This is a genomic window from Acinetobacter legionensis (assembly GCF_048552295.1).
Classification (GTDB): Bacteria; Pseudomonadota; Gammaproteobacteria; order Pseudomonadales; family Moraxellaceae; genus Acinetobacter.
In genome coordinates, this window is record NZ_JBIMCW010000018.1 from 76,738 (window position 1) to 90,675 (window position 13,938).

At 39.2% G+C, this 13,938-nt stretch carries 9 protein-coding genes and 1 pseudogene; 2 read left to right on the forward strand and 8 right to left on the reverse strand.

Translation table 11 applies throughout. The annotated features are described in order from the left end of the window. Positions 1 to 54: 54 nt before the first annotated feature. Complete coding sequence (locus ACG916_RS14610; protein ID WP_419330241.1) at positions 55 to 744, reverse strand: aspartate/glutamate racemase family protein; 690 nt, start codon at positions 742 to 744, stop codon at positions 55 to 57. A 320-nt stretch (positions 745 to 1,064) separates the two neighbouring features. Here ACG916_RS14610 and ACG916_RS14615 point away from each other — a divergent pair, with 320 nt between their 5' ends. After that, positions 1,065 to 1,970 (forward strand): LysR family transcriptional regulator, encoded by a 906-nt coding sequence (locus tag ACG916_RS14615; protein ID WP_035370793.1) that lies wholly within the window; start codon positions 1,065 to 1,067, stop codon positions 1,968 to 1,970. A 140-nt stretch (positions 1,971 to 2,110) separates the two neighbouring features. Here the strand turns inward: ACG916_RS14615 and ACG916_RS14620 are convergent, their stop codons facing one another. Continuing rightward, positions 2,111 to 2,854 carry a sulfite exporter TauE/SafE family protein gene (locus tag ACG916_RS14620; protein WP_234623450.1) on the reverse strand — a complete coding sequence of 248 codons (744 nt, stop codon included), beginning with the start codon at positions 2,852 to 2,854 and terminating at the stop codon, positions 2,111 to 2,113. A 208-nt stretch (positions 2,855 to 3,062) separates the two neighbouring features. Here ACG916_RS14620 and ACG916_RS14625 point away from each other — a divergent pair, with 208 nt between their 5' ends. Continuing rightward, positions 3,063 to 4,460 carry a glutamine synthetase family protein gene (locus ACG916_RS14625; protein ID WP_419330239.1) on the forward strand — a complete coding sequence of 466 codons (1,398 nt, stop codon included), beginning with the start codon at positions 3,063 to 3,065 and terminating at the stop codon, positions 4,458 to 4,460. Between the two features lie 171 nt (positions 4,461 to 4,631). Here the strand turns inward: ACG916_RS14625 and ACG916_RS14630 are convergent, their stop codons facing one another. The 6 genes and pseudogenes from ACG916_RS14630 to ataA form a co-directional block, all read right to left on the reverse strand. After that, positions 4,632 to 5,009, reverse strand: coding sequence for a surface-adhesin E family protein (locus ACG916_RS14630; RefSeq protein ID WP_004718881.1), 378 nt, complete (start codon positions 5,007 to 5,009; stop codon positions 4,632 to 4,634). Between the two features lie 52 nt (positions 5,010 to 5,061). Next, positions 5,062 to 5,352 carry a chorismate mutase gene (locus ACG916_RS14635; RefSeq protein ID WP_016539541.1) on the reverse strand — a complete coding sequence of 97 codons (291 nt, stop codon included), beginning with the start codon at positions 5,350 to 5,352 and terminating at the stop codon, positions 5,062 to 5,064. Next, positions 5,345 to 6,685 carry a hypothetical protein gene (locus tag ACG916_RS14640; RefSeq protein ID WP_004718883.1) on the reverse strand — a complete coding sequence of 447 codons (1,341 nt, stop codon included), beginning with the start codon at positions 6,683 to 6,685 and terminating at the stop codon, positions 5,345 to 5,347. The genes ACG916_RS14635 and ACG916_RS14640 overlap by 8 nt, the downstream gene beginning before the upstream one ends. 248 nt (positions 6,686 to 6,933) lie before the next feature. Further along, entirely contained in the window at positions 6,934 to 8,763 is a 1,830-nt protein-coding gene (ilvD, locus tag ACG916_RS14645; RefSeq protein WP_056517335.1) for a dihydroxy-acid dehydratase, read from the reverse strand. A 586-nt stretch (positions 8,764 to 9,349) separates the two neighbouring features. Then, entirely contained in the window at positions 9,350 to 10,144 is a 795-nt protein-coding gene (tpgA, locus tag ACG916_RS14650) for a trimeric autotransporter adhesin/peptidogylcan-associated protein TpgA (RefSeq protein ID WP_262783031.1), read from the reverse strand. 63 nt (positions 10,145 to 10,207) lie between these two features. Continuing rightward, positions 10,208 to 13,938, reverse strand: a pseudogene (ataA, locus tag ACG916_RS14655) (trimeric autotransporter adhesin AtaA); the annotation flags it as partial.

Sequence of the window (13,938 nt, forward strand, 5' to 3'; positions counted from 1 at the left end):
TTTAAAGCTCCTTCGGGAGCTTTTTTATTGATACAAATACCCGCTTCAAAAAAGTCAAGACAAAGTAAAATCTACAGCAGCTTGCACATGGATCGATGTTGTATCGAACAGCGGAACAGAAAACTGAGTATCCCCAATGAGCATACAAATTTCTGTACATCCCAAAATAATGCCTTCAGCACCCTCTAATATTAGCTGCTCAACAATATGGATGTATTTTTGACGAGATTCTTCCTTGATCACACCTAAACACAATTCATCATAAATAATATTGTGAACCATCTGTCGATGCGCTTGGTTAGGCACCAGTACATTGATGCCTTGTTCTTCTAACCGATGCTTATAGAAGTCTTGTTCCATGGTAAATTGAGTACCTAACAAACCGACTTTGCCAATATTCTGATTTAAAACGTCTTTTGCTGTTGCATCAGCGATATGAATAAATGGAACTGAGACCGAGTTTTCAATAGCAGAAGCAACTTTATGCATGGTATTGGTACACAGTAAGATCCCTTCTGCCCCAGCTTTCTCCAACTGAATTGCCTTCTCTTTTAAATACAGTGCTGCATCGTCCCATAAGCCTTGACGCTGTAATATTTCTATTTCAGCGAAATCAACACTGATTAAAACAATTTTTGCAGAGTGTAATTTTCCTAATTTTTGTTGAATGCTTTTATTCAGCTGCTGATAGTACAAGTCTGTAGATTCCCAACTCATTCCACCTAATAAACCAATCGTTTTCACTTTTTTGCTCGCTTAGAATTTTCATCTTTTCTAGGGTCTTTTGATATTTCATCAATGGTTTGCGTTGTAGACTCAAATTGAGCAAGTCAGGCATATGATCAATATCAATCAAGTTACTTTTGTTTCAAGCCCATATATTTTCCAATACAATCGCTTAAAATATCCTGTGACTATCGTACGATATCGTCGTGATCAAGCCTTCATTCATAGTTTCAATTTAAATCTCGTCCTACTTACCGCTGAAACAATCTACACGATATCGCATATTTGTATGATTATTCAGCTATACTTTGATCTCATTTCAGCTCTTTATGATTCGCATGCGCCTAGACTTCTTCGATTTGCAACTGTTTATCAATATCGTGGACACAGGAAGCCTCACCAAAGGCGCAGAACGCTCGTCGATTTCACTACAGGCAGCCAGTGAACGTATTAAAAAACTCGAACAACAATATGCCACAAGCCTTTTTACCCGCCATGCCTCTGGGGTCAAACTCACAATTGCAGGTCAAACTTTTGCAGAACAGGCTTTACGTCTAATACAACAAAGTAAACAGCTTGAACAAGCGATGTCACCCTTCGCAAAAGGTCTAAGCACACAGATGACTTTGTGGTGTAATTCATCTGCACAAAGTGAATATCTACCCTTATTACTTCCTCAGTATTTAGTTGAAAACCCACATATTCAGATTGATCTACAAGAAGCTGAAAGTAATGAAATTATTCAGACCCTTGAAAAAGGCAATGCAAAACTCGGCTTAATTTCGAGCTTTTTTAATGCACATCAATTACAGACTTTAACCTTTTCAGATGATCCGTTAGTGCTGATTTGTCCATCAAATCATGAATTAAGCCAGCGAACACAACTTAGACTGGTCGATACACTGAACTATGCCTTTGTGGGTTTAATGCAATATCACTCTCTACAGCAGTCGATTGAAAACCAAGCCAAATTGCTTAATTGTGCAATTCAGTATCGTTTAAGATTGCCAAATTTTGCTGCGATCGCTCAAGTGGTTGCAAGTGGTGTCGGCATTGCCATTATGCCCAAACGGGCAGCAATGCGACTCAATCAACTCTATGCATTTGATCAAATTGAACTAGTCGGTGAATGGGCAAAACGTCAACTACAATTGGCTGCTCAAAATTTTGATGAACTTCCAACAGCATATCAACACTTTGCCCAATTCTTAATTTCACAAAAATCGAAACTGATTTTAGCTTAAAGACTTAAGCACCACGCTGATATTGATTTTTAAAACTAACTAAATCGCTATCATCTGCTTTGATTTTTTCAGTTTACCCAATAGGGCCATAGCTTCACATTTGCGGAAAGCGCGATTACACGACCATTTAAGTCCACGAATTAGATCACGCCAAATTGATGCAATACTGAATATAAGCCAAAAATCACCAAGCCACAGAAGAAAACTTTACGAAATTTTTGCTCTGGAATACGATAACGAATTTTTGTTCCCACCCACATTCCTATTAATGCAGGTACTAAGGCAATAAGAGATAACTGATAATCAATTGGCGTATCTTCAACAGGGTTTTGATGTAAAAAAACGGCAAGGCACAGGGTTGAAACGGTAAAAGCTAAACCTAGAGATTGAACCAAATCATCACGCTTTAACTGCAAAGATTGTAAATAAGGGACCACAGGAATCACCACCACTCCCGTGGCAACAGTTAAAGCACCGCCTAAATATCCAATGATTGGGGAAAGCCATTTTTCATGCGGTGCAAGATTTGGCATACGTTTGGAAAATAAACCATATAGTCCATACAATGCCAGCATTCCCCCCAGTAATGCTTCACTATGGAAACCACTACTAGAGTGGCCTAATGTTGGGAAAATACTCCAAATTGAACCGATAATAATTCCCAACAATAAGGGATAAAAACGGCGAACCAACCGCCATACATGACCTTCAGCAAACAATTGCCAAAAGTTGGTCACCATAGATGGAATGATCAATAAAGTTGCGGCTTGGAATGGGCTAATCACAAGGCTTAAAAGTCCCATTGAAACGGCAGGTAAGCCGAGACCAATTGTGCCTTTAATCATGCCTGCAATTGCAAATACACCAATTACAAATCCCATCATGTCATTTTACCTCAATATTCTGAGGCAATGCTACGCCAAAGCTTTGTTTTGAAATATCACTGTTTTTAGGATAGAGCCTCAAGCAATGATTGAGGCTTGAGGTTGAGTGTTTTGGCTAAGCGTCTAAGAAAAGAATTTACGATCATTTTACGTTACTCAAGTAAGCAAGCTTCCTATAATTTTTTTACCTCATTTGGATCTATTCACAATGAATATGTCGCTTGCCAGTTCTACAAAAATATTCCCCACAGCACTGATCTTAGAAAATCAGGACATGCATGATTTCAACAAAGAAATTCAACAATATTTAGAAGATTATCCAGAGACCCAGTTTATTGATATCTGCTTACATGATCTCAATGGTCATCTTCGTGGTAAGCGTATTGAAGTAAATGCCCTCCACCAATTGCAGAAAGGTTGTTATTTTCCATTGTCTATTTATGCGATGAGCTTGGATGGTCAAGTGGTTGAAGAAAGTGGGCTGGGAAAATATATTGGTGAACCTGATCGCTTATGTATGCCCGTCTTGGGCAGTCTAAAGCCTTGTGCAGATCAACCCAATCAGCATGCCCAGCTGCTATTAACCATGAAATCCGATGATGGTTCAGATTGTGTGATTGAGCCTCGCAATATATTAAAAAGAATTTTATTGACACTGCATCAGATGCACTATTTTCCAATGATGGCCGGTGAAATCGAGTTTTATTTGTCTAAAAATATCCAAGATGCCCCGTTTTCTCCCCAATCTGATCCGCTTTCTACCCAATGTTTCGATGTCGATACTCCGCATAATTTTCAAACTGTCATTCAACAAATTGAATTAGAAGCAAAACGACAAGATATTGATTTAACAGGTGTTGTAGCTGAAAGTGCTTCTGGACAATTTGAATTGAATATTCAGCACAGTGACAACATTTTAAAACTGTGTGATGACATCATGTGTATTAAACGAATGATTCGTCAAATTGCGATGCAACATGGTTTAAAAGCCAGTTTTATGGCGAAACCAAATATGGCGAAAGCAGGCAGTGGCATGCACTTTCATATGAGCATACGCAATCAATGGCAAGACAATCTTTTTAAAATAGATCAGTTAAAAAATCCAAACCCCATCATGCAGAACGTGATTGCAGGTTTACTTGACTTAATGCCCGCATCCATGGCTATTTTAGCACCCAATATTAACGCATTTCGCAGATTCCAACTTGGCAATCATGTTCCACTAGAAGCCAATTGGGGCTTCAATAATCGCAATGTTGCGATTCGTATCCCCTGTTCAGATCAGGACAATCAACGCTTGGAATATCGTGTTGCAGGTGCAGACGTCAACCCTTATTTGTGTGTTGCAACCATTCTGACGGGGGTACTGCATGGCTTACATGCAGCACTGGATTTACCTCAATCAATCCAACAAGTAAAAGTGATCAACTCACGGCATTTCTTACCCTCTCATCAGCTTGAAGCACTGCAATTATTTGAAAAACATGCAGTCTTTAAACAATATTTTGGTTCAGATTTTATCCAATTATGGTGTGCATGTAAAAAGTTTGAATATCAATCTGTCATCAATAAAATCACAAATGCAGAATTGGAATGGGGCATATAAAGGGCTGATTTAAAAATTCTAATGCCTTAAATCAAAATAGTATGATGACCATAAATTAACAGTGATCAATAAAAAAATCCCTTTTATATAAAAGGGATTTTAAGCAGCTTAGACTGAATTGCGTTAAAGCTGATTATGCTTTAAGTATTGAAATAAATAACAATTTAGAAACTATTTACACACGACTTTAAAAAATGCCAGATTAATTTCATCATCATCAATATCACTTGGATCTGAATCTTGCGGATCGCTATTGATCAATTGACCATTTTTTTTATAATCTTCAACCAAAGTGATATTTGTCGTACGATCAGCACATTGGTCTAAATTATGAGAAAGTGTATAGTCACCTTTTTTCATATCCAGTTCTTCACTGTCTGCATCAGCAACAAACTTAGCCCAATAATTTACCGTTTTGTCTTTTTTCACAATACGATCGGTGTCTAGATAAAAACTACCATCCTCATCTTTGACAATAAATTTCCAATTTTCTGCAAGTGCATACTGACTCAACATTGTTGTAATGCAGATTAAAATAATTTTTTTCATACCGTTCTCTAAAATAAATATTTTTATGGGTGAAATTGAAATTACATCACCGTTATGGACGGATTTCTTTTAACTCTCTTTGGATAAAGTGCTGAATCATTTCCCGATAAAGCATTTCCACCAAATCAGGGTTGGTACCAACATCTATGGCTTTCTGACGTACTTTATTAATTACTTGTTGTACACGCTCAGGAGACTGTACGTCGTCTACATTACGTTTAAATCGGACAGCTTGATCAACATAAAATTGGCGGGTTGCAATCAACTCAATCAGTTCCTGATCCAACTGATCGATTCGATCACGTACTTGTTCTAATGATTCACATTTCTCTTTTTTAATCATCTGTTTTTTCTGCATCCTGTGCTTCTATATGATGTTGAGCGCGTTCCAACTCATTCTCGGCTTTATACTTCTGTTCTAACACATTACTAAAAATACTTTCAATCATCCAAACCCGATATAGGCTATTAAAAACGTAACGCTTTCCTTCAATACGCAATTCTAAAACAGGAAAATCAGGTTGATGCTTCTCTGCACATTGCTGATCATTGGCTGTTAATAAAGCTTCAACATCTGTATCTGTTAGATTTTCAATCCCTAAATCATGTTGCATTTGCTGTAAATGCGGCTTGAATGATAAATCACGCCCCTTGGTCCAAACCGCTTGTAAAATGTCATACATCACATCTACACGTTGCTCTTCTGGTACGCTGTAATAAAGCTTTGCCATATTTAAGGTGCTTTCAGCAGTCGGACGACAGAACGGGGTAAATTTCACTTCTGAACGCTTGGAAAGACGGGTTGCCAAACTCCAATCAAAAAAGTCCCGACCGTGATAACTCAGCGGAAATAAGTTCAACTGAATATTATAATAATTTGCGAGTTCTTCTTTGATATATGCCAATAATAACCAACTGATTGGGTCTTCTAAGGCAATATATAAATCAAGTTCAGGATGCATGGCCTGAATTTCAGCAAGCTCTTCCGCATCACTCATCAAATGCTCACGCCATTCAATGTGATTGATCAGAAAAATAGGGTTATCAATCAATAATTTTTGTTGTTTTAAGCGACGAGTCAGCCGTAATAAATCATCCACTGCATGATATTTACGTCCACCAAATTCAAAATAGCTTTCTAAAATTGGGCTTTGACCAAAAATACGTTCTGGAAAATTCTGTGGTTTTTGATGCTGACTAGCCATCACGAATAAAGTGCGCAATTTGCCATACTGCTGTTGCCACAGCATATGGAATACATCTTCGAGTAAATAAAGAAAATTTTGACCGGTCAGCGGTGTATTTCTAAGGATTGTTTCCGCTTGTTGTAATGCTTCTTGAGTTGGTTGTTCTGGTTTTTCATCATCATAACTAAAGCGATGTTGATTGGCTAAGATTTTGGCGTCTTCTAAACTATAATTGCGCCATTCCTCTATAGTCATGCCATTGGGGGGTTCTGCTGCGGTATTGGAAATAATCACCTTAAGTGGCTTTAAATCATCACTTAAAAGATCTTCCAATTGTGTCAGTTGCTGTACAGCAAGATAACTATAAACATCATCTAAACGCAGATAAATACTCAGTCCCTGTTCCGTAGATAACACCTCTTGACGAATCGGCTTTTGGTAAAACCAACTCGATCGGATTGGATCAAACCAACGGCGTAACAGTGACATGCGTAGAGCCTCGAAATAAGCACTGAAAAATAAAAGAAAATCTGATTGAAACTCGCTCAAGCATACCATTCATTCACGGGTGATGCTGAGAAAATTAATTCTAACCAGTCATAACAAAACTTATAACAATTTGAATCTGAATGATCAATATCCCAAAACTCGATAAAATTTAAATCGTTAGGTCAATGCAATAAAAAGCACCCAATTCATGAGTGCTTTTGTTTTGTTTGGGAATCTTATTTTAACGCTTAGATTTCACGCACCGCACCTTTCGACGCACTGGTGGTATGCATAGCATAAGCTTTTAATGCTTTTGAAACCTTACGTGGACGTTCTTCAGCTGGTTGCCAACCTTTTTCGTCTTGAACTTTACGGCGTGCAGCCAAGGTTGCATCATCAACAGCGAGATGAATTGTACGATTTGGAATATCGATTTCAATCAAATCACCATCTTCAACCAATCCAATAACACCACCCTCTGCAGCTTCTGGCGATACGTGACCAATGGAAAGACCTGAAGAACCACCAGAGAAACGACCATCTGTAAGTAAAGCACATTCTTTACCTAAACCTTTCGATTTTAGATAGCTGGTTGGGTAAAGCATTTCTTGCATACCCGGACCACCACGTGGACCTTCATAACGGATGACAACCACATCACCAGCTTTGATTTCATGACCAAGAATTGAATCTACAGCAGCATCTTGGCTTTCAAAGACACGAGCCGTACCATTAAATTTCAGGATCGAATCATCTACACCCGCAGTTTTTACAATACAACCGTCCACAGCGATGTTTCCGTACAGTACAGCCAAACCACCGTCTTTAGAGAATGCGTGTTCAGCATTACGGATCACACCTTTTTCACGGTTACCATCTAAAGTTTGATAATAACGGTTTTGCGAAAATGCTGTTTGAGTTGGAACACCACCTGGTGCTGAACGGAAAAACTCGTAAACCTCTGGATCTTCGGTACGAATAATATCCCATTTATCTAAGGCATCTTTCAGCGTATTTTCATGTACGGTATAGACTGTTGTATCTAAAAGGCCTGCACGATCCAATTCACCTAGAATTGACATGATACCGCCCGCACGATGGACATCTTCCATATGGACATCTTGTTTTGCAGGCGCAACTTTACACAACACAGGCACTTTACGCGATAAACGATCAATATCGTCCATGGTAAAATCAACACCTGCTTCATGTGCCGCAGCCAATAAATGCAATACGGTATTGGTTGAACCACCCATTGCAATATCTAGCGTCATCGCATTTTCATAAGATGCTTTGGTCGCAATTGAACGCGGTAATATGGTGTAGTCATCTTGTTCATAATGGCGCTTTGCCAACTTAACAATCAATTGACCGGCTTTTTCAAATAATTTTTGACGATTTGCATGGGTTGCTAAAGTTGAACCATTACCTGGTAAAGATAAACCAAGGGCTTCTGTCAAACAGTTCATTGAGTTGGCTGTAAACATACCTGAACATGAACCACAAGTTGGACAAGCTGAACGCTCGTATTGTTTTACTTCTTCATCGGTAAAACTATCATCAGCAGCAACCACCATTGCATCAACGAGATCAATCGCATGTTCTGTACCACGGATTTTAACTTTACCCGCTTCCATTGGGCCGCCAGACACAAATACCACAGGAATGTTCAGACGCATTGCCGCCATTAACATTCCTGGTGTGATTTTGTCACAGTTAGAAATACACACCATGGCATCTGCACAATGCGCATTGACCATATATTCAACAGAATCTGCAATCAAATCACGCGAAGGCAATGAATACAGCATGCCATCATGCCCCATTGCAATACCATCATCGACCGCAATCGTATTGAATTCTTTTGCCACGCCACCCGCTGCTTGAATTTGTTCAGCAACCAGCTGACCTAAGTCTTTCAGATGTACATGACCAGGTACAAATTGAGTAAATGAGTTGACTACCGCAATAATCGGTTTACCAAAATCTTCATCTTTCATTCCTGTTGCACGCCATAAGCCACGTGCACCAGCCATATTTCTTCCATGTGTCGATGTTTTTGAACGATAGTCAGGCATTTGTATTTCCAACATTGTTTGAGCTTGAAATGAATATCAATTCACTCTGGCTAAATAAAACTGATGATATAGCAATAAATCAGTCGAAATATGAACACATCATACTATAACTTAGCATATAACCAATGATCTTGAGCATGATCTTTTTTTAAACAAGACGTGTCTATTGATATTCCAACAAGCTTTGTAGATAAATAAAACATTAGAATTTAATATAACGCTATCGTGTTGGATAAGACACAAAACTTCTATGAATAATTTTTTATTTTTTAATAAAAAATATTTATCATTTAACAAAATTCACTAAATTTTATTTTATAAAAGCTCTCTAAACGAACCTCGTTTATTCACTTTCAAACAGATTATTTCTGTTTAATCAAAATGTTTTTTTGCTGATGCTTCTGCTCGGTTAACTTGGCAATCGATATCATTTGGTGATGTATGATTTATTCAAAATAAACCAGAATAGTAAATAATTTAAAACGCCCGATGAATTTCATCGGGCGTTTGCATGCAATAAGGCTCAATCTATTTGAAGAATAAACACCTTCTTTTAAACTGAATTTATTTGATTATGCATTCAGTTTTACCAAGTTATGTTTACTCGGCGATTAGGCGCTAAACACTCGACCAATTGAATTTTTTTGTTCATTCCATTGCATTTCTGATACACGTCAGTTTTATTTTCTGCTGAAAATTGAATTTGATCAGCAGGAATTCCTTGTTGTTTCAACAAATTTACAACGGTATTGGCTCTCGCTGCTGATAAACGTTGGTTATACGGAAATGAACCTAAACGGTCGGTATAACCTGCAACAAAAATCTTGCTATTCCCATCAGTTTGTTTAATTTGATCGGCAATTTTGCTAATCACTTCAGGATTTTTTACCCCACTTTTATCTGAATGATCAAAATAGAATAAAACACTGGCTGATTGACCTGTAGGGGATAGAGCCGTTTGTTCTGTCGCGGATTGGTTATTGATGCCCCAAGCCATCAGACCTTGGCATTGTTCACCTTTCCAATATAGATTTTCTGAACGGTAGTGCTTATCAAAGTCTATGCGCAACTGGCAACGTTTATATTGATTGGAACTCGGCTCTCGAACATCCAATACGTAGTTCCAAGTTTTAACAGCAAAAAGGCCTTCAGAAAATTGTGGATTCCCCAAAACATGGCGAATCTGATCTTTGCTTAAACCTTTATCTAAACGTGCCACATCATCGTATTCATAACGATTCACTTGCTTTAAATAACTGTCTTTCACTTCAGGAAAATGAATTTCTTGGATATTTGATGTTTCAACTTCAGCTGCATGACTCAATGACATCACAAGACCACTGAATACACTGAACATAATTTTTTTGTTAAATGCTTTCATTTTTTCTCTCTTAAAAATTTGCGAAGAAAAAGGAAGACCGTTCGATCTTCCTCGTCTCGTGATTTAGTCAATTACACCACTGATACCGATACGAACACTTGGGTCGCCTTGAGATGCTGCCGCAACACCACCTGTAATCGACCAACGTCCATTGTCTGCAGTTTTACGTAAGGTCACACCTACCGCATTCTCACCACCATGGTATGCCGCACCTGCAGCATAGGTATATTTACCAGGAATATATGGTGCTGATTCAAGTGCCATTGCTGCTGCAATACCCGCATTGGCTTTTTTCTCAACATCATCAATCCGGTTATTGGTAATACGGAAAGCGTTGTCTAACTTGTTGCTGACATTGTCAATTTTGCTATTCAATGCTTGATCCGCTTGGTTCAATGCATCAATTGCACCACCAACATTGTTATACTTAGAGTCACCTACATTGTAAGTTGGTGCAGTGAAGCTACCCGTAATATTGTCATAGCCAGCACCACCGCCAAGATAATTCACAACTGCTTGGTTGGTCGTATTCAATTGGCTACCGTTGACTGCATCTTTTGATGTTGCATTGACTGTGCCATCTTTAACACCTGTCACAACACGGTTACCGTCTGTACCCGCTACACTCACACTGGTACCACCAGTATCTTTCGCAACTGTAACTGTTGCGTCTTTACCTGCTTGTTGAACTAAGCCGACAGTACCATTGTTAATATCATTTTTGATGTTGCTGATATCCGTTGAGTTTTGATCAACTTGTTGCTGAACATTCCATAATTGACCACCATTTACAGCATCTTTAGAACCTTGACTAACTGCACCATCTTTTACATTGCTAATGGTTGTGCCATTTGCACCACCACCAAGTGTGATCTTATCTTTTGATGCATCGTCATATTTAACAGCATTATTGGCAAGCTCATTGACATTGTTATTCACAGTGCCAATTGCGCTATCTAACTGCCCTTTATTGACTGCATCTGTAGCGTTAACAGCATTTGCCACATTGGTAATTGTTTTATTACCCGCGTTAATACCTGCCACCGTTACACTTGGCCCACCGGCAATAGTTAATCCTGTGTTGTTTATCACAACCGCATTATTACCAATTGAGATTCCAGCATTATTGAGAACCGTATCACCTGCTTTCACAGAATCAACTGTTAAATCTTTAGCTGTTGATACTTCATAATTGTCTGAACCATCAGCATTTTTGCTCTTATTCACAACAATATTCTGACCATTAGAAACAGTCGTTTTAGATGTTGTTGCTGCAGAGCCAATGGCTTTATCCAATGCTGTTAAAGCATCTCCAACATTCGACTGATTACCTTGTGCAACATTATAGGTTGGTCCTGTAATGGTGCCGTCAGCATTGACTTTCGCATTACCGCCCAAACCATTTACAAGTGCATTTTGAGTGGTAACAACTTGGTTTCCAACAGCTTTTAACTGCGCTACGTTTACAGCATCAGCATCTGCGCTACCCGCTGCAACACCAGTAATTTGACGATAAATACCGCTTGCCGCATCACCAACTGCTACTGCACCAGTTGTTGATGTTGTATTGCTAATTGCTGTTTTGTCTGCACTTGTTGCAACTGACAACGCATAACCTGTAACACCTGCACCAGTCGTCGCCGCTGAGCCATTACCTAACACAACTGAACCAGCAACTGTTTTGGTCACATTGTTTCCAAGTACAAAAGTATCATCTGTAAGCACTTGGTTATTATTACCCACAGAATAACTGTTCGCACCATCCACAATGGTCGGGTCACCAATGGCACCAGAATGGTTACCTTTCACTTTATTGCCCGAACCAATACTAATTGATTGAGTACCTAATGCTTCAGCACCATAACCAATTGCAATTGACTCTTTGCCATTTGCTTTCGTGTTATGACCTAAAGCAACTGAACTATCCGCGCCACTTGCAACAATTGCATTTACACCAATCGCTGTAGAGTTTAAACCACCCGCACTTGAGTCATTAGTTGTTCCCAAATCACCTTTCGACATATCGGCATTGGTATGGAAGAACTTAATACCATCGGTATTCATCTTCTGCACTGTTTGACCAATCGTCAGACGATCTGTGGTTTCTTGACCTTGCTTATCGTAGGTTAAGAACAATGAATCTTGGTTTTTATTGTCAGGTTTCGTATTTACAACTTGATCAATAATATTCACTTTGTTGCCATTACCATCTACAACTTCAGTGATGTTTTTCGTAACAGCTTGCTTCAATTGCTCTTCAGTCGCTGCTCTACCTTTAGTCGCAAAATCACTCGCTGTAAGATCTTTATTACTCAATCCTTCAATTGTGTCACTTGCCTTATTAACAACAACATTACCTACAGTCACTTTGTCGAAGTTTACGTCTTTCGCTGTTGCAACTTGATAGTTACTTGAACCATCTGCATTGGTACCAGCAGTCACAACAACATTGTCTCCAGCCGTAACTGTGGTCTTCGCTTTGGTTGCTGAATCTTTAATGCTGTTGATTGCACCATCAATTGTGTTTGAACCCGTGCCACCAATGTTGCTTGTCGTAATGATACCAGTCGTTGCATCTCTCGTGGTCAAACCGCCAATTGCATTTTTCAGACTATTACCAACATCGTACAATTGACTACCGTTGATCGCATCAGTTGATGTTGCGTTAATAGCGCCTGCTTTAACGTTGGTGATCGTGGTTCCACCTGTACCTGCAAGGGTTACGTTGTCATAGTTTGCACTACCATCAGCATTCTTGTCGTACTTCACGGCAAACTTATCAGTTTCACCTTGCGATGCATTGAGAGTATTGATTGCTTTGTTGATGCTAGTTTCTGTGTTGCCACTACCATCTTTAACCGTCAACGCTGTGTTATCTAAACCTACAATCGTATTGCCTGAACCATCTTTAACTGAGATACCATCTTTACCGATCACAGTAGAACCATTTGTACCATTGGTTCCATCATTCACTGTAATGCTGGTTAAGTTATTGAGGTTTTTATTTAACTCAATCGCAACTTGACCATTTGCAACCTTCGTAGTGATGTTGCTATCTGCACCAACAACTTCAACTGCTTCGCCTAACTTCTTGTTAACTGTATTGCCATCTGCTGCTTTTAAGCCAAAGCCAGTATTAGTAAGACCTGTACTTAAGCTATCCAACTGACCTTTGTTGACCGCATCGCTTGCTGCTGTCGCATCTGCTACATTTTCAACTTTGTTGCCATTCGCATCTAAACCATTTGCTGTCACTTTGCCTGCAAATACTGGTGCGTCTGCCAACTGGATATCTAGCGTATTGCCAGTAATCACTGTCTTGATGTTGCTGTTCGAACCTGCGCCTGTTAAGCCACCTGTAATGTTCAGCGTCTCTCCAAGTTTACGATCAACTGTGCCACTGTTACCTGTGAAGGTCACTGGTTTAACCACTTCAGTGTTGAGGTTCGTTAATGCATCACCCACGTTGTTCGCTGTTGTGGTCGTACCATCTGTTTTAGTGGTGACGTAGCTTGGCGCACTGATTGCACCTGTGCTGTTGTCATATTTTGATCCACCACCTAAGTTCGTTGCAGTGCTATTACCCAAAGTATCGGTCTTACTGCTTGATGCTGTAGTCGCTGCATCCAACTGACCTTTATTCACTGCATCGCTTGCTGCTGTCGCATCTGCTACATTTTCAACTTTGTTGCCATTTGCATCTAAACCATTTGCTGTCACTTTGCCTGCAAATACTGGTGCGTCTGCCAACTGGATATCTAGCGTATTGCCAGTAATCACTGTCTTGATGTTGC

Excerpts from the sequence above, each read along its gene's own strand:
- ACG916_RS14615 (WP_035370793.1), top strand. The coding sequence starts at position 1,065 with ATGCGCCTAGACTTCTTCGATTTGCAACTGTTTATCAATATCGTGGAC.
- ACG916_RS14620 (WP_234623450.1), bottom strand. The coding sequence starts at position 2,854 with ATGATGGGATTTGTAATTGGTGTATTTGCAATTGCAGGCATGATTAAA.
- ACG916_RS14625 (WP_419330239.1), top strand. The coding sequence starts at position 3,063 with ATGAATATGTCGCTTGCCAGTTCTACAAAAATATTCCCCACAGCACTG.
- ACG916_RS14630 (WP_004718881.1), bottom strand. The coding sequence starts at position 5,009 with ATGAAAAAAATTATTTTAATCTGCATTACAACAATGTTGAGTCAGTAT.
- ACG916_RS14635 (WP_016539541.1), bottom strand. The coding sequence starts at position 5,352 with ATGATTAAAAAAGAGAAATGTGAATCATTAGAACAAGTACGTGATCGA.
- ACG916_RS14640 (WP_004718883.1), bottom strand. The coding sequence starts at position 6,685 with ATGTCACTGTTACGCCGTTGGTTTGATCCAATCCGATCGAGTTGGTTT.
- ilvD (WP_056517335.1), bottom strand. The coding sequence starts at position 8,763 with ATGCCTGACTATCGTTCAAAAACATCGACACATGGAAGAAATATGGCT.
- tpgA (WP_262783031.1), bottom strand. The coding sequence starts at position 10,144 with ATGAAAGCATTTAACAAAAAAATTATGTTCAGTGTATTCAGTGGTCTT.